Here is a 16,789-nt window from a genome sequence, read left to right as displayed (position 1 = left end):
GAACTCAGTCCCGCGCTGCGAGCCGTGCCCGGAACTGCTCGTCGCGTCGCAGCCGGGCCAGGTCGCGCTCCCGGCGTTCCGCGATGACCGCGCCGAGCACCAGCTCCGGGGGTGCATCGGCCGGGGGCGCGGGTGCGACGTACTGGCGCACCTCGGCGAGGAGGTCGGTGCCCACCCGGTGCCGCGAGTGCGGGTCGAGCGTGGGGAGCCGCCCGAGGTACTGCCGGACGGCGAGCGCCAGGCCGGTCGGGAGGCTCGCCAGGTCCGTGGTGCGGGCCCAGTGGGCCAGGTGCGGGGGCATCGGCGACGGGGGCGGGAGCCGGAGGGCGACCCGGTCGCGGATGACGTAGGTGCCGGCCGCGAAGTCGCCGAGCCGCTTGCCGCGCTTGCTCATCAGGACGGCGAAGAAGTAGGGGACGGCCTGCAGCGCGTAGATCTCGACGAAGCCGATCAGCGCGCGGACCAGTGCGTGGTGGAACGTGATCGGACCGGCGTCGTCGCGGACCGTGCGCAGCCCGAGCGCGAGCTTGCCGAGCGAGCGGCCCCGGGTGAGGGTCTCGAGCAACGTCGGGTACAGCACGAAGCTGAGGATGCTCGCGACGATCGGCGCGATCAGCAAGAGCGCCTCGGAGACGTTGATGGTGGCGATCGCGATGACGATCCAGGTGACGATGAACATCACGATCGTCACGACGTAGTCGATCAGGCCGGAGGCGATTCGCAGACCCAGGCTGGCCGGGGGCAGGTCGAGCGCCACGCCCTCGCCGGTGACGAGGTCGTCGGTCGTGATCGTGGCGAACTCGGTCGCGGGCTGGGTCGACATCGATGCAAGAGTACGGCGACGCCGTACTCTTGCGCCCGTGCCGCGCATCGACCTCGACGCCTACGTCGTCGCGCACGCCCACGAGTGGGCTCGGCTCGAGGAGCTGGTGCGGGCGGGACGGCGGACCGGACCGGAGAGCGACGAGCTGGTCGACCGCTACCAGCAGGTGGCGACCCACCTGTCGGTGATCCGGACGGCGGCGCCGGACGGCGAGGTGGTCGCCTACCTCTCCTCCCTTCTCAACCGGGCGCGGATGGCGATGCTCGGCGCGCGGGTCCTGAGCTGGCGGGCCGCCGGGCGGTTCTTCACCCATCAGTTCCCGGCCGCGCTCTACCGGCTGCGCTACTGGTGGCTGGGGTGCATGGCCGCCAACATCGTGGTGAGCGCCGTACTGATGTGGTGGTTCGTCGACCACCCCGAGGTGGAGCAGACGCTGCTGTCGAAGCAGGAGGTCGACGACCTCGTCAACAACGACTTCGAGAGCTACTACAGCGAGCACGCCGCCAGCGCGTTCGCCACCCGGGTGTGGATCAACAACGCCTGGGTCGCCGCCCTGTGCATGGCGTTGGGCATCACCGGGGTCGGGGTGGTGTGGCTGCTGTTCCAGAACGTGCTCAACGTCGCCGTCGTCGGCTCGATCATGACCCGCCACGACCGCGCCGACCTGTTCTGGGGGCTGATCCTCCCGCACGGCCTGCTCGAGCTGACGGCGGTCTTCGTGGCCGGCGGCGTGGGCCTGAAGCTGTTCTGGTCGTGGATCGAGCCGGGCGGGATCAGCCGGGGCAACTCGCTCGCGATCGCCGGACGGACGATGGTCACGGTCGCACTCGGCCTGGTCGCCGTCCTCTTCGTCAGCGGCATCATCGAGGCGTTCGTGACCCCGTCCCCGCTGCCCACCTGGGCGCGGATCGCGATCGGCATCCTCGCCGAGATCGCGTTCTTCGCCTACGTCTTCGTGCTCGGCCGCCAGGCCGTCCGCGCGGGTCACACCGGCGACATCAGCGCCGACCTGCTCGAGGACCGGGTCGCCACCCAGGACTGACCGCCGAAGTGTCGAGGTTGGTCGCGCGAAGTGTGATACCTCGATGAGCCAAGTGCGACACTTCGGCCGACCAACATTGACACTTCGGCGGGTCAGAGCAGGCCTTGGGCCTTCAGCGCCAGGTAGTGGTCGGCGAGGGCCGGCGGCAGCCGCTCGGCGTCGGCGTCGACGACGTGCACGCCGAGCCGGTGCAGCACGTCCGCCGTCCACTCGCGGCGCCGGAGCTCCTGCTCGGCGGCCGCTGCGTCGTACACCTCGTCGACGGTCCCGCGCTCGTCGGCGAGCCGGTTGAGCTCGGGGTCGCGCACCGAGGCGAGGACCACGCGGTGGTGACGGGTGAGTGTCGGCAGGACCGGCAGCAGGCCCTGCTGGACCGCGGACGGCTCCACCGGCGTGAGGAGTACGACGAGCGCCCGCTGCTTGCCGAAGCCCTGGACCGCGCCGGCGAGCGTGTCCCAGTCCGCCTCGACGATGGTCGGCTCGAGGTCGGCCATCGACTCCTGCAGCCGGGCGGCGATGTCGCGCGCACCGGCCGCGCGCAGCCGGGCCCGCACCCGTCGGTCGCCGGCGACGAAGTCGACCCGGTCACCGGCGCGGGACGCCAGGGCGGCGAGCAGCAGCGCTGCATCCATCGCGGCGTCCAGGCGGGGCATCCCGCCCTGGTCGCCGGTGCCGCCGACCCGCCCTGCGGCGGTGCGGGAGGTGTCGAGCACGAGCACGACGCGCCGGTCCCGCTCCGGCTGCCAGGTGCGGACGACCACGTGCGGGGTGCGGGCAGACGCGCGCCAGTCGATCGAGCGCACGTCGTCGCCCCGGACGTACTCACGGAGCGAGTCGAACTCGGTGCCGGCGCCGCGGATCCGCACCGCCGCCCGGCCGTCGAGCTCGCGGAGCTGCGCCAGCCGAGAGGGGAGGTGCTTGCGTGACTCGAACGGCGGCAGGGAGCGGACGCTGCCCGGGACGTCGTACGTCCGCTGCTTCGCCGCCAGGTGCAGCGGGCCCCAGGAGCGGACCGTGACTCCGAACGCACGAAGGTCGCCGCGCCGCCACGGCCGCAGCGCGGTGCGCAGGACCCGGCGCTCGCCGCCGGGGAGCGAGACCCGGTGCCGGTTGCCGGTCGCGCCGGCGGTCGGCTGCCAGGCGTCGCGGACCTCGAGCCGGAGGGTGCGGCCGCCGTCGTTGGCGACGGTCAGCGCCGACTCGGCGGGGTCGCCGAGCCGCACCGTGCCCGGCGGCCGCCGGTGGAGGCCGACCGAACCCGACGACGGCGCGAGCAGCAGGTCGGCGCCCACGAAGAGGGCGACGGCGAGCAGCCAGAGCACGACGGTGCCGGCCGACGGTCGCAGCACCACGGCCACGACGCCGAGCAGCAGGAGGAGCGGCACCCGCCCGGAGATGACCATGGGCTACCTCGGCACCGGGACCGAGCCGAGAGCGGAGGAGAGCACCTTCGCGGTGTCGACGCCCTCGAGCTCGGCCTCGGGCCGGAGGCCGAGCCGGTGCACGAGGGTCGCGTGCGCGAGCGCCTTGACGTCGTCGGGCGTCACGAAGTCGCGGCCCGACAGCCAGGCCCACGCGCGGGCGGCGCGCAACAGGGCGGTGGCACCGCGCGGGCTCACCCCGAGCGACAGGGACGGCGACTCGCGGGTGGCGCGCGCGATGTCGACGATGTACGTCGCCACCTCCGGCGCGACCTGCACCTGCTTCACCGCGGCCTGGCCGGCCTCGATGTCGGTGCCCGACGCGACCGCCGTGACGCCTGCCGCCGCGACGTCGCGAGGGTCGAACCCATCGGCGTGACGGGTGAGGATCGCGATCTCGTCGGTGCGCGGGGGCACCGGCAGCATCACCTTGAGCAGGAACCGGTCCAGCTGCGCCTCCGGCAGTGGGTAGGTGCCTTCGTACTCGATCGGGTTCTGGGTCGCCGCGACGAGGAACGGCCGGGGGAGCGGGCGGGTGACACCGTCCGCGGACACCTGGCCCTCCTCCATCGCCTCGAGCAGTGCGGACTGCGTCTTGGGAGGCGTCCGGTTGATCTCGTCGGCGAGCAGCAGGTTGGTGAACACCGGGCCCTCGCGGAAGGTGAGCTCGCCGGCGGAGCTGTCGATCACCAGCGAGCCGGTGATGTCACCGGGCATCAGGTCGGGCGTGAACTGCACCCGCCGGGTGTCGACGGACAGCGACGCGGCCAGCGTGCGCACGAGGAGCGTCTTCGCCGTACCGGGCACGCCCTCCATCAGCACGTGCCCGCCGCAGAGCAGCGCGACGAGCAGGCCGGACACGGCGGCGTCCTGGCCGACGACGGCCTTGCCCACTTCGTGCCGTACGGCGAGCAGGCGCTCGCGGAGTGCGTCGTGCTCGGGGATCTGGTCGGTCATCCTCGGCGTACCTCTCTGTCGAGCTGGGTGAGTTCCTGGGCGAGCTGGACCAGTCCGTGGTCCGAGCCCGGGACGGGGGCGTGGTGGGCGAGCAGGGCGCCGATCGCTTCCTCGGGTCGGCCGAGGTGGTGGGCCACGGCCGTGATCACCTCGGACTCGGACGCACCCCGGCCGAGCCGGAGATGGTCGGCGAGCCGGCGCCGGGCGGCGGCGCGCAGGGCACCGCCGGCGTAGGGCCGGTCGTCCGCGCGGCGGTACATCCGGCCGCGGCTGCGCGTCGTCTCGACGGCACGGACCACGACCGGCAGCGGCTCGGTCGCGAGCCTCCCCAGCCGCCGGCCGCGCCACCAGATCAGGGCGATCGTGGCGAAGAAGGTGAGCCACAGCGCGGGCTCCAGCCAGGAGGGCGCGAAGGTCCAGAGGCTGACGGCCTCGTCGTCGGCGGCGTCGTCGTACGTCGGGAGGTACCAGACCAGCCGGTCGTGCCCGCCGAGCAGCCGCAGTGCGACGGCCGCGTTGTCGCCGCGCAGGACCTGGTCGTTGCTGAGCGCCTCGCCGGCGCCGAAGTACGTCGTCGCGCCGGGGCCCTGCGCCAGCACGAAGCCGTCGTTGCTGGGGAAGCAGCCGTCCGGCGTGTCGTAGCCCGTGGCGGCGTCGACTGCGAGCTCGAGGCCGTCGAACCGGTCGTCTGCGCAGTCACCGGTCGTCTCGTCGGAGGCGTGCGCGGGCTCCACGTCGTCCTGGATCTCGCTGAGGACGTACGGCGGCGGCTCGACGAGCACGATCTCGGCGCTGCCGGCGTCGTCACGCAGACGCCGGGTGGTGCTGGGCGCCAGCTGGTCGGAACCGGTGACCAGGACCGTGGTCCGTCGGCCGACCTCGGCGTCGTGGAGCGCGTCGGCCGTACGGACGATGGTGACGTCGACCCCCTCGTCCTCCAGGACTTGAGCGAGGGCCTGGGCGCCGTCCGGGTCGGGGTTCTGGGGGTCGAGCGGTGCGGAGAACTCCTGATCGCCCTGGCTCACCCGGGCCGAGAGCGCGAGGGCGACCGCCAGCGCGATGCCGACGTAGAACCAGACCCGGTTGCGGCGCCAGAAGCCGGCCGTCGCGACCTCACCCGGGTCGGGCGCGGTGGTGGGCGGGGGAGCGGTCGTCGTCGTCATCGGGCGCGCTCCCGTCGGCCACTGAGCTCGTCGTCGAGAGCGAGCGTGTCGACGGCCTGCTCGCGGGTGGCGGGGTGGTCGCCGTACAGGACGGAGTCGAAGAGGTCGGCGCTGCGGTCGATGAGGTGGCGCTGCGCCGGGAACTCGGCCCCGAGGCCGGCCGCGAGCTCGTGGGCCGTGGCCTGCGGGAGGTCCTCGATCCGGCCGCGCTCGACCTGACGTACGGCGAGCGCGCGGAAGGCGTCGACGAGCGCGTCGTCGAAACGCCCTCCTGTCAGCGCCGCCTCGGCGCGGGCGCGCAGCGCGGCTGCGGTGATCACCTCGCCGGTCAGGGCCGGTGAGCGGTCGGCCCGGGCCCGCGCCGTACGGCGGGCGCGGGACACGAGCATCACGACCCCGGTGAGGATCAGCAGCCCGACCACGATCGCCGCGAACGTGCCGATCGGCGGGACGTCCTGGGCAGCGCCGACGCCGTCGTCGAACCGGCGCCGGATCCAGTTCCCGATCCGCTCGACGAGGTTCGCGTCGTGGTACTCCGGACGGGCGAGCTCCCGACGGAGCAGTGACCGGGCCTCCTCGCCGCTGGGGTCGAGCGGCGGGTCGGCGACGAGCAGCGGCGCTGCAGGGACGATGAGGGTCACCGCGGGATCAGCCCGGCCTCACGCATGAGCTCGACGTCGTACGCCTCCTTGCGCATCCGCTGGTCGAGGTACTGCAGCGAGGTCACCGCGGCCGTGAACGGTGCGACGAACGCGTTCTGGATGATCAGCGCGATCGCCTGGGCGAGGACCAGGACGAGGACGGAGTACTCGGGCAGGACGACCGCGAGGAGCTGGCCACCGATGGTGACCGGCGTGGTGAGGATGCCGCCCGCGACCTGCACGATCAGGAGGGTGAGCAGGCCGATGCCGAGGGTCCGCCAGAACTGGCCGGCGGTGAGCCGCCAGGTCCGTCCGAACGACTGGAAGACGCCGATCGGCTCGAGCATCAGGGCCGGGGTGGCGAGGTAGACCACGCGGATCCAGAGCCATGCGAACAGCGGGATCGCGCCGAACGTGGCGACGAGACCGACCAGCACGGTGATGAGCACGTCGCCGGTGAGCACGGCGACGAGCACGACCAGCAGGACGACCGCCACGATCGCGACGGTGCTGACGAGGCCGACCAGAAGAGCCTGTCCGAGCAGCCGCCAGCGCTTCCCGTACGTCGCGGCCCACGCCTCGGCCAGGCTGAGCCGCCGGCCGACGGCCGCGGCTCTGGTGACGTGGGAGACCATGCCGACCACGAAGACGATCCCGAGCTGCGCCGCGTAGATCCCGAGGAAGAGGGATCCGAACGAGCCCAGGAGCCCGAGCGCCTCCGCGGTGCTCAGGTCCTCGGAGGCCTGGCCGTCGGAGCTGATGCCCGTCCCGACGGTGAACGCGATGACCACGCTGACCACGATCGGGATGATCATCGCGACCGCGGTCACCAGGACAGCCGAGCCGACGGTCGCCTTGGGGTTGAACCGGATGATCCGGAACGCGCCGTCGTAGATGTTGCCGAGGCCGAGCGGCCGGAGCGGGATCGCGCCGGGCTTGTGGGCGGCGCCGAGCATGCCCAGCACGGGCGGACCAGCGACGGGGGCCGCCGGTGCCGCCGGGGTGGCCGGACGGGGCGGCTCCTCCGGGGGCGGTGCGCCCGGCGGAGGGTAGTGGTGCGGTGTCCCCGTCATCGCACTCCTTCTGCACGCTCACCCGGCCCTGCAGGATGTCAGAGAAACCCGGACCGAGCAGGGCTCCGGTCCGGGGGACGGCGCCATCCTTTCACCAAGGCGGCTGCGATTTTGTGGCCGGGCGGGATCTCTGCCAAGATATCCAGGTTGCTCCGACGGGACTGTCGGGGTGCGGCACATCTTGACTACTGAATCGTGTCTCCGAGCAGGTGTCCTGGAGCTAACTCCGGGCAGCCGCTCCTGGATTGCGGTCAGTGGTGCTGAAGCGCCGGACCCAGGAGACCCGATCAGCCTGACGAACCGTCAGGCACCCCGACAACACAGCATGATCCGCCACGGCGGTCGTGTGCGCCGAACAGAGTTTGATTCTGGGCAGCGACACGCCCGACCTCGGGGGTCGGCGGTGCGGGGTGAGAACAGGGCGGGACCGACTCAAACCCGAGGACGTCTCGACACAGCAGGCGTGGAGAGAAGAAGGACGAGAGAGACCTATGGCGGGACAGAAGATCCGCATCAGGCTCAAGGCCTATGACCACGAGGTGATCGACACCTCGGCGCGGAAGATCGTTGACACCGTCACCCGTACGGGTGCGAAGGTCGCCGGCCCGGTGCCGCTGCCGACCGAGAAGAACGTCTTCTGCGTCATCCGCTCGCCCCACAAGTACAAGGACTCCCGCGAGCACTTCGAGATGCGCACCCACAAGCGCCTCATCGACATCATCGACCCCACCCCGAAGACCGTCGACAGCCTCATGCGGCTCGACCTGCCGGCGGGCGTCGACATCGAGATCAAGCTCTGAGGTTGTTGTCATGACGATCGAACGCAACGTGAAGGGCCTGCTGGGCACCAAGCTCGGCATGACCCAGCTCTGGGACGAGAACAACCGCATCGTCCCCGTGACCGTCATCGCGGCCACGACCAACGTGGTGACCCAGGTCCGCCAGCCCGAGCCGGACGGCTACAACGCCATCCAGATCGGCTACGGCGAGATCGAGGGCCGCAAGGTCAACCAGCCGCAGGCGGGTCACTTCGCCAAGGCCGGCACGACCCCGCGCCGTCACCTCATCGAGATCCGTACGGCGGACGCCCCGACCTACACCGTGGGCCAGGAGCTCCCGGTCGACACCTTCGAGCCGGGCACCGTCATCGACGTGACCGGCACCAGCAAGGGCAAGGGCTTCGCCGGTGTCATGAAGCGCCACGGCTTCGCCGGCGTGAGCGCCTCGCACGGTGCCCACCGCAACCACCGCAAGCCGGGCTCGATCGGCGCGTGCGCCACCCCCGGCCGTGTCTTCAAGGGCATGCGGATGGCCGGCCGGATGGGTAGCGACACCGTCACCACCCAGAACGTCACCGTCCACGCGGTCGACGTCGAGAAGGGCCTGATCCTGCTCAAGGGCGCCGTTCCCGGCCCCAAGGGTGGCGTCATCGTCCTCCGGACCTCTGCGAAGAAGGGCTGATCGACATGGCCAAGAGCAGTGTCAAGACCGTGAAGGTCGAGCTCCCCAACGAGATCTTCGACGTCGAGGTCAGCATCCCGCTGATCCACCAGGTCGTCGTCGCCCAGCAGGCTGCTGCGCGTCAGGGCACGCACGCCACCAAGACCCGCGCCGACGTGCGCGGCGGTGGCCGCAAGCCCTACAAGCAGAAGGGCACCGGCCGCGCCCGTCAGGGCTCGACCCGCGCTCCGCAGTTCGCCGGCGGTGGCGTCGTCCACGGCCCGCAGCCGCGTGACTACAGCCAGCGGACCCCGAAGAAGATGAAGGCCGCCGCCCTGCGTGGCGCCCTCACCGACCGGGCCCGCAACGAGCGGATCCACGTGGTCGAGGGCCTGGTCTCCGGCGACAAGCCGTCGACCAAGGACGCCCTGGCCGCGCTCAGCTCGCTGACCGACCGCAACAACTACCTCGTGGTCCTCGAGCGCACCGACACCGTCACCTGGCTGTCGCTGCGCAACGCCCCCGAGGTGCACCTGGTCGCCGTCGACCAGCTGAACACCTACGACGTGCTCGCGAGCGACGACGTGGTCTTCAGCAAGGGCGCGTACGACGCGTTCGTCTCCGGCGCCGCCTACGGCAAGAAGCCGGTGTCGACTGAGGAGGCAGACAAGTGAGCACCCTGCACAAGGACCACCGCGACATCCTGATCGCGCCGGTCGTGTCGGAGAAGAGCTACAGCCTGCTCGACGTCAACAAGTACACCTTCCTGGTGCACCCGGACGCCAACAAGACCGAGATCAAGATCGCGGTCGAGAAGGTGTTCAACGTCAAGGTGACCTCGGTCAACACGATGAACCGTCAGGGCAAGACCCGCCGTACCAAGTTCGGCATGGGCAAGCGCAAGGACACCAAGCGCGCGATCGTCAGCCTCGCCGAGGGCCACCGCATCGACATCTTCGGAGGTCCGGTCGCCTGACCGGGCTCTGATACGAGGACTGAAGAGATATGGCAATCCGTAAGTACAAGCCGACCACCCCGGGCCGTCGTGGCTCCTCGGTGGCCGACTTCGTCGAGATCACCCGGACCACGCCGGAGAAGTCGCTGACGCGCCCGCTTCCGAAGAAGGGCGGCCGCAACAACCAGGGCCGGATCACCACCCGGCACCAGGGCGGTGGCCACAAGCGGGCCTACCGCATCGTCGACTTCCGTCGCTACGACAAGGACGGCGTCCCGGCCAAGGTCGCTCACATCGAGTACGACCCGAACCGCACGGCTCGGATCGCGCTGCTGCACTACGCCGACGGCGAGAAGCGCTACATCATCGCGCCCAAGGACCTCGTCCAGGGCATGCGCATCGAGTCCGGTGTCGGTGCCGACATCAAGCCCGGCAACAACCTGCCGCTGCGCAACATCCCGGTCGGTACGACGATCCACTGCATCGAGCTCCGTCCCGGTGGCGGCGCCAAGATGGCCCGCTCCGCCGGCAACAGCGCTCAGCTCGTCGCCCGTGAGGGCTCGCGCGCCACGCTGCGTCTGCCCTCGGGCGAGATGCGGTTCGTCGACGTGCGCTGCCGCGCCACGGTCGGTGAGGTGGGCAACGCCGAGCAGTCCAACATCAACTGGGGCAAGGCCGGCCGGATGCGGTGGAAGGGCAAGCGCCCGACCGTCCGCGGTGTCGTCATGAACCCCGTCGACCACCCGCACGGCGGTGGTGAGGGCAAGACCTCCGGTGGTCGCCACCCGGTCTCGCCGTGGGGCAAGCCGGAGGGCCGGACGCGCAAGCGCAAGGCCTCCGACTCCCAGATCATCCGTCGTCGCAAGTCCGGCAAGGGTAGGAAGTAACCAAGATGCCTCGCAGCCTGAAGAAGGGCCCCTTCGTCGACGACCACCTGATGAAGAAGGTGGACGCCGAGAACGAGAAGGGCAGCCACAACGTCATCAAGACGTGGTCGCGCCGCTCGATGATCGTCCCGGCGATGATCGGCCACACGATCGCCGTCCACGACGGTCGCAAGCACGTGCCGGTGTTCGTGTCCGACTCCATGGTCGGCCACAAGCTGGGCGAGTTCGCCCCCACCCGCACCTACCGCGGCCACGTCAAGGAAGACCGGAAGGGACGTCGTCGATGACCACCACCGACCGCCGGCGCACCAGCGCCCGCCGCGACACGCTCCTCGGCGACCAGCCGGGTGCGTTCGCGAGCGCGCGCTACGTCCGGATCACTCCGATGAAGGCCCGCCGGGTCGTCGACCTGGTCCGCGGCCTGCCCGTGGACGAGGCGCAGTCGATCCTCGCGTTCACCCCGCAGGCCGCTGCCAAGACCGTCGGCAAGGTGCTCGACAGCGCCATCGCCAACGCCGGGACCACCGAGGGCCTGCCCACCGGTGACCTGGTCGTCTCGGTCGCGCAGGTCGACGAGGGCCCCACGATGAAGCGCTGGCGCCCGCGTGCGCAGGGCCGGGCCACCCGGATCAACAAGCGCACCAGCCACATCACGATCGTGGTCCAGCCCGCAGAAGTTGTCGCGCAGTCCAAGAAGGGGGCCAAGAAGTAATGGGTCAGAAGATCAACCCGAACGGCTTCCGCCTCGGAATCTCCACCGACCACAAGTCGCGCTGGTACGCCGACAAGCTCTACAAGGCGTACGTCGGCGAGGACGTCGCGATCCGCAAGCTGCTCTCCAAGGGCATGGAGCGGGCCGGCATCGCCAAGGTCGAGATCGAGCGCACCCGTGACCGGGTCCGCGTCGACATCCACACCGCCCGGCCGGGCATCGTCATCGGCCGCCGCGGCGCGGAGGCCGACCGGATCCGTGGCGAGCTCGAGAAGCTCACCGGCAAGCAGGTCCAGCTGAACATCCTCGAGGTCAAGAACCCCGAGGTCGACGCTCAGCTCGTCGCCCAGGGCGTCGCGGAGCAGCTGTCGGGCCGTGTCCAGTTCCGCCGCGCGATGCGCAAGGCCATGCAGACCTCGATGCGTTCCGGTGCCAAGGGCATCCGGATCCAGTGCTCCGGCCGCCTCAACGGCGCCGAGATGTCGCGCACCGAGTTCTACCGCGAGGGTCGCGTCCCGCTGCACACGCTGCGTGCCGACATCGACTACGGCTTCTACGAGGCCCGCACCACCTTCGGCCGGATCGGCGTGAAGGTGTGGATCTACAAGGGCGAGGTCGCCGGCACCCGTGCCGAGCGTCAGGCCCAGGCCGCTGCCCGCGCCGGTGTCCCCGGCCGCGGTGGCCGTCCCACGCGTGGCGGGGACCGTCCGACCCGTGGGTCGCGCGGCGACCGTCCGACCCGCTCGGACCGCGAGGCTCCGGCCGCCGACGCCGGTGCCGCCCAGGCCGAGCCGACTGCTCCCACCAGCGGAACGGAGTCCTGAGCCATGTTGATGCCGCGTCGCGTCAAGCACCGCAAGCAGCACCACCCGAAGCGTCGGGGTGCCGCGAAGGGTGGCACCACGCTCGCGTTCGGTGACTTCGGGATCCAGGCGGTCGAGGGTCACTACGTGACCAACCGGCAGATCGAGTCCGCGCGTATCGCCATGACCCGCCACATCAAGCGTGGCGGCAAGGTGTGGATCAACATCTACCCGGACCGCCCGCTGACCAAGAAGCCGGCCGAGACCCGGATGGGTTCCGGTAAGGGCTCGCCCGAGTGGTGGGTCGCCAACGTCAAGCCCGGTCGCGTCATGTTCGAGCTGTCCGGTGTGGACGAGGAAACCGCTCGCGAGGCGATGCGCCGTGCCATCCACAAGCTGCCCATGAAGTGCCGCTTCATCACCCGAGAGGCTGGTGAGTTCTGATGAGTCAGGACGTCAAGGCCCACGAGCTCGACGAGCTCAACGACATCGACCTCGAGGCCAAGCTGCGCGAGGCCAAGGAGGAGCTGTTCAACCTGCGGTTCCAGGCGGCCACCGGCCAGCTGGAGTCCCACGGTCGGCTCCGCACGGTCAAGAAGGACATCGCCCGGATCTACACCGTGGTGCGTGAGCGCGAGCTCGGCATCCGGACCGCCCCGGGTTCGGAGGAGGAGAGCGCATGAGCACTGAGTCAAACGAGGGCGCCAACGGCACCGTCGAGCGCAACTCGCGCAAGACGCGCGAGGGCATGGTCGTCAGCGACAAGATGGACAAGACCGTCGTCGTGTCCGTCGAGGACCGCGTCAAGCACGCGCTGTACGGCAAGGTGCTGCGGCGCAACACCCGGCTGAAGGCGCACGACGAGCAGAACGAGTGTGGTGTCGGTGACCGCGTCCTGATCATGGAGACCCGGCCGCTGTCCGCGACCAAGCGCTGGCGCGTCGTCCAGATCCTCGAGCGGGCCAAGTAGCTCCACCAAATTTTCGGCAAGTTCGGCCAGGCTCACCGCTCGCGAGGCGCTGAGAACCGGCACGACAACCAGGAGAAGAAATGATTCAGCAGGAGTCGCGACTCAAGGTCGCCGACAACACCGGTGCCAAGGAGATCCTTTGCATCCGGGTTCTCGGTGGCTCGGGTCGACGCTACGCCGGGATCGGCGACACCATCGTCGCCACCGTGAAGGACGCGATCCCCGGTGGCAACGTGAAGAAGGGTGACGTCGTCAAGGCCGTCATCGTCCGGACCGTCAAGGAGCGCCGTCGTTCCGACGGTTCTTACATCAAGTTCGACGAGAACGCCGCCGTGATCCTCAAGAGCGACGGCGAGCCGCGCGGCACCCGCATCTTCGGTCCCGTCGGCCGCGAGCTGCGGGAGAAGAAGTTCATGAAGATCATCTCGCTCGCGCCGGAGGTGCTGTGATGACCAAGTCGAACGCCCAGAAGAAGCCGGCGAAGATCGCCATCAAGAAGGGCGACACCGTCAAGGTGATCGCGGGCAAGGACAAGGGCGCCGAGGGCAAGGTCATCAAGGTGCTCCGCGAGGAGCAGCGGGTGATCGTCGAGGGCGTCAACCGGATCAAGAAGCACACCAAGGTCGTCAACCAGGGCGGTCGCGCCGGCAACACCGGCGGGATCATCACCACCGAGGCCCCCATCCACGTCTCCAACGTGATGCTGGTCGAGGGTGACGGCGTCACCCGCGTGGCCTACAAGCGGGTCGAGGTCACCAAGCGTCGCCCCGACGGCTCGGAGTACCCGTCGACGCGCAGCGTCCGGATCTCCCGCAAGACGGGGAAGGAAATCTGATGAGCGAGCAGGCAACAGAGGCGCCCGTGACGGAGTCTTCGGCGAAGGTCACCCCGCGGCTCAAGACCAGGTACCGCGAGGAGATCCTCCCCGCGCTGCGGTCGGAGTTCGAGATCGCCAACATCATGCAGGTGCCCGGCCTGACCAAGATCGTGGTCAACATGGGTGTCGGCGAGGCGGCTCGCGACTCGAAGCTGATCGAGGGCGCCATCCGCGACCTGACGGCGATCACCGGCCAGAAGCCGGCCGTCACCAAGGCCCGCAAGTCGATCGCCCAGTTCAAGCTGCGCGAGGGCATGCCGATCGGCACGCACGTCACGCTGCGCGGCGACCGGATGTGGGAGTTCCTGGACCGGCTGCTGACGCTCGCGCTGCCGCGTATCCGTGACTTCCGTGGTCTGAGCCCGAAGCAGTTCGACGGCAAGGGCAACTACACCTTCGGTCTCACCGAGCAGGTCATGTTCCACGAGATCGACCAGGACAAGGTCGACCGCAGCCGCGGCATGGACATCACGATCGTCACCACTGCGACCAACGACGAGCAGGGTCGCGCGCTGCTGAAGCAGCTCGGCTTCCCGTTCAAGGAGAACTGACATGGCGAAGACATCGCTGCGGGTCAAGGCGGCCCGCAAGCCCAAGTTCGCGGTGCGCGGCTACACCCGTTGCCAGCGTTGCGGCCGGCCCAAGTCGGTCTACCGCAAGTTCGGCCTGTGCCGGATCTGCCTGCGGGAGATGGCCCACCGGGGCGAGCTTCCCGGCGTCACCAAGTCGAGCTGGTAATCACCAATAACAGCTGAAGGTCCGAGCTGCCCAGTGCGGGCGGAAACCGCAGCAGAAGGAAAACACACATCATGACGATGACCGACCCGATCGCAGACATGCTGACTCGTCTGCGCAACGCCAACCAGGCGTACCACGACACGGTCGCGATGCCCTACAGCAAGCTGAAGCAGGGCGTCGCGGAGATCCTCAAGCAGGAGGGGTACATCACCTCCTTCGACGTGGCCGACAACGAGAACGGCGTCGGCAAGACGCTCACGATCACGCTCAAGTACGGCCGCAGCCGTGAGCGCTCGATCGCCGGCGTCCGCCGGATCAGCAAGCCCGGTCTGCGGGTCTACGCCAAGCACACGGGTCTCCCGAAGGTGCTCGGCGGCCTCGGCGTCGCGATCATCTCCACGAGCCAGGGCCTGCTGACCGACCGTCAGGCCAACCAGAAGGGCGTGGGTGGGGAAGTCCTCGCCTACGTCTGGTGACGAGACCAGGAAGAGAGGAATAGCAATGTCGCGTATTGGCAAGCTCCCCGTCCCGGTCCCGGCCGGTGTCGACGTAGTGCTCGACGGTCCCGTCGTGACGGTGAAGGGCCCCAAGGGCACCCTCACCCACACCGTGGCCGCCCCGATCATCGTCGAACGAAACGACGAAGGCGGCGCCCCGGTTTTGGACGTCAAGCGCCCCGACGACGAGCGCATCAGCAAGTCGCTGCACGGTCTGACCCGCACCCTGATCAACAACATGGTCGTGGGCGTGACCGAGGGCTACGAGAAGAAGCTCGAGATCGTGGGCGTCGGTTACCGCGTCCTGTCCAAGGGCCCGACCCAGCTGGAGTTCCAGCTCGGTTACTCCCACCCGATCATCTTCGACGCTCCCGAAGGCATCACCTTCAACGTCGAGGGCACGACCAAGCTCGGTGTCGTCGGCATCGACAAGCAGCAGGTCGGCGAGATCGCGGCCAACATTCGCAAGCTCCGCAAGCCCGAGCCGTACAAGGGCAAGGGCGTCCGGTACGCCGGCGAGCATGTCCGTCGCAAGGTCGGAAAGGCTGGTAAGTGACCATGGCGATCACACTCAAGCACCAGCGGCACCTCTCGGCGCGCGCCAAGTCGCGGCTGCGCCGGCAGATTCGTGGCCGCAAGAAGATCTCCGGCACCGCCGAGCGTCCGCGCCTGGTGGTCACCCGGTCGACCAAGCACATCACGGTCCAGGTCGTCGACGACCTGGTCGGCAAGACCCTGGCGTACGCCTCCACCATGGAGGGCGACGTGCGGTCGTACGAAGGTGACAAGACCGCCAAGGCGAAGAAGGTCGGCGAGCTCGTTGCCGCCCGTGCCAAGGAGCTCGGTGTCGAATCGGTCGTCTTCGACCGGGCCGGCAACAAGTACCACGGTCGCATCGCGGCCCTGGCCGACGGCGCTCGCGCCGGTGGCCTGACCTTCTGATCGCGAAGCAAGGACTGAGGAGAAATCATGAGCGGACCCCAGCGCGGACAGCGTTCGGGTGGCGACCGCGGACGCGGTGGTCGCGACGACCGTCGCGGCGGCGCGGACAAGAGCCAGTACGTCGAGCGGGTCGTCGCGATCAACCGCGTCGCCAAGGTCGTGAAGGGTGGTCGTCGCTTCAGCTTCACCGCCCTCGTGGTCGTCGGCGACGGTGACGGTCTGGTCGGCGTCGGCTACGGCAAGGCCAAGGAGGTGCCCGCGGCGATCGCCAAGGGTGTCGAGGAGGCGAAGAAGAACTTCTTCCGCGTCCCCCGCATCCAGGGCACCATCCCGCACCCGGTGCAGGGCGAGAAGGCCGCCGGTGTCGTCTTCCTGCGTCCGGCCGCGCCCGGTACCGGTGTGATCGCCGGTGGCCCGGTGCGCGCCGTACTCGAGTGCGCCGGCATCCACGACGTGCTCAGCAAGTCGCTGGGCTCGTCCAACCAGATCAACATCGTGCACGCGACCGTTGCGGCGCTGCAGATGCTCGAGATGCCGGAGACCGTGGCCTCGCGCCGCGGCCTCCCCGTCGAGGACGTCGCCCCGGCGGCGCTGCTCAAGGCGAAGGCACTGGGCGAGGAGGAGGCCGCTGCTGCGGCCAAGGCCGCTTCAGGGGTGAGCTCCTGATGGCTCAGCTCAAGGTCCAGCAGAAGAAGTCGTCGATCGGCTGCAAGCAGAACCAGCGCGAGACGCTGCGTTCGCTCGGCCTCAAGCGGATCGGTGACGTCGTCGTCAAGGAGGACCGCCCGGAGATCCGGGGCATGGTCCAGACCGTCCGTCACCTCGTGACGGTCGAAGAGGTGGAGTGA

General features: G+C 69.6%; 27 protein-coding genes. 21 read left to right on the top strand and 6 right to left on the bottom strand.

From position 1 onward, the window contains the following. Positions 1–4: 4 nt before the first annotated feature. Positions 5–823 carry an RDD family protein gene (locus D0Z08_RS10645; protein ID WP_118925217.1) on the bottom strand — a complete coding sequence of 273 codons (819 nt, stop codon included), beginning with the start codon at positions 821–823 and terminating at the stop codon, positions 5–7. 37 nt (positions 824–860) lie between these two features. On the opposite strand from D0Z08_RS10645, the gene D0Z08_RS10640 reads away from it, so the two are divergent. Further along, positions 861–1,865 (top strand): stage II sporulation protein M, encoded by a 1,005-nt coding sequence (locus D0Z08_RS10640; RefSeq protein ID WP_245993860.1) that lies wholly within the window; start codon positions 861–863, stop codon positions 1,863–1,865. Positions 1,866–1,957: 92 nt separating this feature from the next. Here D0Z08_RS10640 and D0Z08_RS10635 read toward each other — a convergent pair whose 3' ends face one another. From D0Z08_RS10635 to D0Z08_RS10615, 5 genes are read right to left on the bottom strand one after another with little or no spacing between them, the layout of a single operon-like run. Further along, a complete protein-coding gene (locus tag D0Z08_RS10635; RefSeq protein ID WP_118925216.1) occupies positions 1,958–3,268 on the bottom strand; it encodes a DUF58 domain-containing protein in 1,311 nt (436 codons plus the stop codon). A 3-nt stretch (positions 3,269–3,271) separates the two neighbouring features. Next, positions 3,272–4,243, bottom strand: coding sequence for an AAA family ATPase (locus tag D0Z08_RS10630; RefSeq protein WP_118925215.1), 972 nt, complete (start codon positions 4,241–4,243; stop codon positions 3,272–3,274). Continuing rightward, positions 4,240–5,406 (bottom strand): DUF4350 domain-containing protein, encoded by a 1,167-nt coding sequence (locus D0Z08_RS10625; protein ID WP_118925214.1) that lies wholly within the window; start codon positions 5,404–5,406, stop codon positions 4,240–4,242. Before D0Z08_RS10625 ends, D0Z08_RS10630 begins: the two co-directional genes overlap by 4 nt. Continuing rightward, a complete protein-coding gene (locus D0Z08_RS10620; protein ID WP_118925213.1) occupies positions 5,403–6,047 on the bottom strand; it encodes a DUF4129 domain-containing protein in 645 nt (214 codons plus the stop codon). Before D0Z08_RS10620 ends, D0Z08_RS10625 begins: the two co-directional genes overlap by 4 nt. Next, on the bottom strand, positions 6,044–7,120 hold the full coding sequence (locus D0Z08_RS10615) for a hypothetical protein (RefSeq protein WP_147381394.1): 1,077 nt from the start codon (positions 7,118–7,120) through the stop codon (positions 6,044–6,046). The genes D0Z08_RS10620 and D0Z08_RS10615 overlap by 4 nt, the downstream gene beginning before the upstream one ends. A 491-nt stretch (positions 7,121–7,611) precedes the next feature. Here D0Z08_RS10615 and rpsJ point away from each other — a divergent pair, with 491 nt between their 5' ends. From rpsJ to rpmD, 20 genes are all read left to right on the top strand, one after another. Further along, a complete protein-coding gene (gene rpsJ, locus D0Z08_RS10610) occupies positions 7,612–7,920 on the top strand; it encodes a 30S ribosomal protein S10 (protein ID WP_007078637.1) in 309 nt (102 codons plus the stop codon). 10 nt (positions 7,921–7,930) lie between these two features. Further along, on the top strand, positions 7,931–8,581 hold the full coding sequence (gene rplC / locus D0Z08_RS10605) for a 50S ribosomal protein L3 (RefSeq protein WP_118925211.1): 651 nt from the start codon (positions 7,931–7,933) through the stop codon (positions 8,579–8,581). Between the two features lie 5 nt (positions 8,582–8,586). After that, positions 8,587–9,234, top strand: coding sequence for a 50S ribosomal protein L4 (gene rplD / locus D0Z08_RS10600; protein WP_118925210.1), 648 nt, complete (start codon positions 8,587–8,589; stop codon positions 9,232–9,234). Continuing rightward, positions 9,231–9,536 carry a 50S ribosomal protein L23 gene (gene rplW / locus D0Z08_RS10595; protein ID WP_118925209.1) on the top strand — a complete coding sequence of 102 codons (306 nt, stop codon included), beginning with the start codon at positions 9,231–9,233 and terminating at the stop codon, positions 9,534–9,536. Before rplD ends, rplW begins: the two co-directional genes overlap by 4 nt. A 29-nt stretch (positions 9,537–9,565) precedes the next feature. Next, positions 9,566–10,402, top strand: coding sequence for a 50S ribosomal protein L2 (gene rplB / locus D0Z08_RS10590; RefSeq protein ID WP_118925208.1), 837 nt, complete (start codon positions 9,566–9,568; stop codon positions 10,400–10,402). Between the two features lie 5 nt (positions 10,403–10,407). Next, positions 10,408–10,689, top strand: a complete 282-nt coding sequence (gene rpsS / locus D0Z08_RS10585; RefSeq protein ID WP_109694766.1) for a 30S ribosomal protein S19 — start codon at positions 10,408–10,410, stop codon at positions 10,687–10,689. Then, complete coding sequence (rplV, locus tag D0Z08_RS10580) at positions 10,686–11,114, top strand: 50S ribosomal protein L22 (RefSeq protein WP_118925207.1); 429 nt, start codon at positions 10,686–10,688, stop codon at positions 11,112–11,114. The genes rpsS and rplV overlap by 4 nt, the downstream gene beginning before the upstream one ends. Next, on the top strand, positions 11,114–11,938 hold the full coding sequence (rpsC, locus tag D0Z08_RS10575; protein ID WP_118925206.1) for a 30S ribosomal protein S3: 825 nt from the start codon (positions 11,114–11,116) through the stop codon (positions 11,936–11,938). The genes rplV and rpsC overlap by 1 nt, the downstream gene beginning before the upstream one ends. Positions 11,939–11,941: 3 nt before the next feature. Then, on the top strand, positions 11,942–12,361 hold the full coding sequence (rplP, locus tag D0Z08_RS10570) for a 50S ribosomal protein L16 (RefSeq protein ID WP_118925205.1): 420 nt from the start codon (positions 11,942–11,944) through the stop codon (positions 12,359–12,361). Further along, positions 12,361–12,600: a 50S ribosomal protein L29 gene (gene rpmC / locus D0Z08_RS10565; RefSeq protein ID WP_118925204.1), complete on the top strand. Its 240-nt coding sequence runs from the start codon at positions 12,361–12,363 to the stop codon at positions 12,598–12,600. The genes rplP and rpmC overlap by 1 nt, the downstream gene beginning before the upstream one ends. Further along, positions 12,597–12,887, top strand: a complete 291-nt coding sequence (gene rpsQ, locus D0Z08_RS10560; RefSeq protein ID WP_118925203.1) for a 30S ribosomal protein S17 — start codon at positions 12,597–12,599, stop codon at positions 12,885–12,887. The genes rpmC and rpsQ overlap by 4 nt, the downstream gene beginning before the upstream one ends. Before the next feature lie 80 nt (positions 12,888–12,967). Continuing rightward, positions 12,968–13,336 carry a 50S ribosomal protein L14 gene (rplN, locus tag D0Z08_RS10555; protein ID WP_118925202.1) on the top strand — a complete coding sequence of 123 codons (369 nt, stop codon included), beginning with the start codon at positions 12,968–12,970 and terminating at the stop codon, positions 13,334–13,336. After that, on the top strand, positions 13,336–13,722 hold the full coding sequence (gene rplX / locus D0Z08_RS10550; protein WP_118925201.1) for a 50S ribosomal protein L24: 387 nt from the start codon (positions 13,336–13,338) through the stop codon (positions 13,720–13,722). The genes rplN and rplX overlap by 1 nt, the downstream gene beginning before the upstream one ends. Next, positions 13,722–14,315: a 50S ribosomal protein L5 gene (gene rplE, locus D0Z08_RS10545; RefSeq protein ID WP_118925200.1), complete on the top strand. Its 594-nt coding sequence runs from the start codon at positions 13,722–13,724 to the stop codon at positions 14,313–14,315. Before rplX ends, rplE begins: the two co-directional genes overlap by 1 nt. Position 14,316: 1 nt before the next feature. After that, positions 14,317–14,502, top strand: coding sequence for a type Z 30S ribosomal protein S14 (locus D0Z08_RS10540; protein WP_118925199.1), 186 nt, complete (start codon positions 14,317–14,319; stop codon positions 14,500–14,502). A 71-nt stretch (positions 14,503–14,573) separates the two neighbouring features. Beyond that, complete coding sequence (gene rpsH / locus D0Z08_RS10535; protein ID WP_118925198.1) at positions 14,574–14,978, top strand: 30S ribosomal protein S8; 405 nt, start codon at positions 14,574–14,576, stop codon at positions 14,976–14,978. Positions 14,979–15,003: 25 nt separating this feature from the next. Further along, positions 15,004–15,555, top strand: coding sequence for a 50S ribosomal protein L6 (gene rplF / locus D0Z08_RS10530; protein ID WP_118925197.1), 552 nt, complete (start codon positions 15,004–15,006; stop codon positions 15,553–15,555). A 2-nt stretch (positions 15,556–15,557) separates the two neighbouring features. Beyond that, positions 15,558–15,941: a 50S ribosomal protein L18 gene (gene rplR, locus D0Z08_RS10525; protein WP_118925196.1), complete on the top strand. Its 384-nt coding sequence runs from the start codon at positions 15,558–15,560 to the stop codon at positions 15,939–15,941. Positions 15,942–15,968: 27 nt separating this feature from the next. After that, the gene (gene rpsE, locus D0Z08_RS10520; protein WP_118925195.1) at positions 15,969–16,607 is read left to right on the top strand and encodes a 30S ribosomal protein S5; all 639 of its coding nucleotides are present in this window, start codon (positions 15,969–15,971) and stop codon (positions 16,605–16,607) included. Continuing rightward, positions 16,607–16,789 carry a 50S ribosomal protein L30 gene (gene rpmD, locus D0Z08_RS10515; RefSeq protein ID WP_118925194.1) on the top strand — a complete coding sequence of 61 codons (183 nt, stop codon included), beginning with the start codon at positions 16,607–16,609 and terminating at the stop codon, positions 16,787–16,789. The genes rpsE and rpmD overlap by 1 nt, the downstream gene beginning before the upstream one ends.

The organism is Nocardioides immobilis, from assembly GCF_003515065.1.
Taxonomy (GTDB): domain Bacteria; phylum Actinomycetota; class Actinomycetes; order Propionibacteriales; family Nocardioidaceae; genus Nocardioides; species Nocardioides immobilis.
The sequence above is the reverse complement of the archived record's forward strand: the minus strand, read 5'-3'. Positions and strand labels throughout refer to the sequence as shown.

Bases quoted from the DNA above. Each gene is read 5' to 3' on its own strand.
- D0Z08_RS10630 (WP_118925215.1), bottom strand. From the start codon at position 4,243: ATGACCGACCAGATCCCCGAGCACGACGCACTCCGCGAGCGCCTGCTC.
- rplC (WP_118925211.1), top strand. From the start codon at position 7,931: ATGACGATCGAACGCAACGTGAAGGGCCTGCTGGGCACCAAGCTCGGC.
- D0Z08_RS10615 (WP_147381394.1), bottom strand. From the start codon at position 7,120: ATGACGGGGACACCGCACCACTACCCTCCGCCGGGCGCACCGCCCCCG.
- rplB (WP_118925208.1), top strand. From the start codon at position 9,566: ATGGCAATCCGTAAGTACAAGCCGACCACCCCGGGCCGTCGTGGCTCC.
- rplE (WP_118925200.1), top strand. From the start codon at position 13,722: ATGAGCGAGCAGGCAACAGAGGCGCCCGTGACGGAGTCTTCGGCGAAG.
- rpsJ (WP_007078637.1), top strand. From the start codon at position 7,612: ATGGCGGGACAGAAGATCCGCATCAGGCTCAAGGCCTATGACCACGAG.
- rplD (WP_118925210.1), top strand. From the start codon at position 8,587: ATGGCCAAGAGCAGTGTCAAGACCGTGAAGGTCGAGCTCCCCAACGAG.
- rpmD (WP_118925194.1), top strand. From the start codon at position 16,607: ATGGCTCAGCTCAAGGTCCAGCAGAAGAAGTCGTCGATCGGCTGCAAG.
- rpsS (WP_109694766.1), top strand. From the start codon at position 10,408: ATGCCTCGCAGCCTGAAGAAGGGCCCCTTCGTCGACGACCACCTGATG.
- D0Z08_RS10625 (WP_118925214.1), bottom strand. From the start codon at position 5,406: ATGACGACGACGACCGCTCCCCCGCCCACCACCGCGCCCGACCCGGGT.
- rpmC (WP_118925204.1), top strand. From the start codon at position 12,361: ATGAGTCAGGACGTCAAGGCCCACGAGCTCGACGAGCTCAACGACATC.
- rplX (WP_118925201.1), top strand. From the start codon at position 13,336: ATGACCAAGTCGAACGCCCAGAAGAAGCCGGCGAAGATCGCCATCAAG.
- D0Z08_RS10645 (WP_118925217.1), bottom strand. From the start codon at position 823: ATGTCGACCCAGCCCGCGACCGAGTTCGCCACGATCACGACCGACGAC.
- D0Z08_RS10540 (WP_118925199.1), top strand. From the start codon at position 14,317: ATGGCGAAGACATCGCTGCGGGTCAAGGCGGCCCGCAAGCCCAAGTTC.
- rplN (WP_118925202.1), top strand. From the start codon at position 12,968: ATGATTCAGCAGGAGTCGCGACTCAAGGTCGCCGACAACACCGGTGCC.
- rplR (WP_118925196.1), top strand. From the start codon at position 15,558: ATGGCGATCACACTCAAGCACCAGCGGCACCTCTCGGCGCGCGCCAAG.
- rplF (WP_118925197.1), top strand. From the start codon at position 15,004: ATGTCGCGTATTGGCAAGCTCCCCGTCCCGGTCCCGGCCGGTGTCGAC.
- rpsQ (WP_118925203.1), top strand. From the start codon at position 12,597: ATGAGCACTGAGTCAAACGAGGGCGCCAACGGCACCGTCGAGCGCAAC.
- rplP (WP_118925205.1), top strand. From the start codon at position 11,942: ATGTTGATGCCGCGTCGCGTCAAGCACCGCAAGCAGCACCACCCGAAG.
- D0Z08_RS10635 (WP_118925216.1), bottom strand. From the start codon at position 3,268: ATGGTCATCTCCGGGCGGGTGCCGCTCCTCCTGCTGCTCGGCGTCGTG.
- rpsE (WP_118925195.1), top strand. From the start codon at position 15,969: ATGAGCGGACCCCAGCGCGGACAGCGTTCGGGTGGCGACCGCGGACGC.
- rpsC (WP_118925206.1), top strand. From the start codon at position 11,114: ATGGGTCAGAAGATCAACCCGAACGGCTTCCGCCTCGGAATCTCCACC.
- rplV (WP_118925207.1), top strand. From the start codon at position 10,686: ATGACCACCACCGACCGCCGGCGCACCAGCGCCCGCCGCGACACGCTC.
- rpsH (WP_118925198.1), top strand. From the start codon at position 14,574: ATGACGATGACCGACCCGATCGCAGACATGCTGACTCGTCTGCGCAAC.